General features: G+C 57.0%; 1 protein-coding gene. It reads right to left on the bottom strand.

Translation table 11 applies throughout. The features are described 5' to 3' along the window. The coding region (locus tag ACT6Q8_RS25535) for a hypothetical protein (protein ID WP_444739480.1) at positions 1 to 218 on the bottom strand (218 nt) is incomplete at its 3' end. Between the last annotated feature and the right edge of the window lie 112 nt (positions 219 to 330).

Here is a 330-nt window from a genome sequence, read left to right as displayed (position 1 = left end):
ACAGCGGCAAGGGTCTTTTCGGTTTTCAACAACCCGGCGGCCAGCTTGCCACGAAGCCCGAGATACCAGTCTTCTGCAAATGCCTTGGCCTGCTCCAGTCCAGTCTCTTTGGTGCTGGTACGGTATTGCTGACCTTTTACCGACGCCGAGCAATGCCAGGTGAGGCCCCCGCGCCGATAGACATTGACCTTCCCTCCGAGGATTTCGTGGCTCGCCATACCGGCCCCCTGTTTGTTTCCGTCTTCGATATGGGAACAGGGAATCACGACCTCAAGGGAACAGTCAAATCGGCCTCGAGATTTGTGCTAGCGCTGTGCTAGGCCCAAAACG

It is taken from the genome of Niveispirillum sp. (genome assembly GCF_052437035.1).
In the GTDB taxonomy this organism is placed as follows: domain Bacteria; phylum Pseudomonadota; class Alphaproteobacteria; order Azospirillales; family Azospirillaceae; genus Niveispirillum.
The sequence above is the reverse complement of the archived record's forward strand: the minus strand, read 5'-3'. Positions and strand labels throughout refer to the sequence as shown.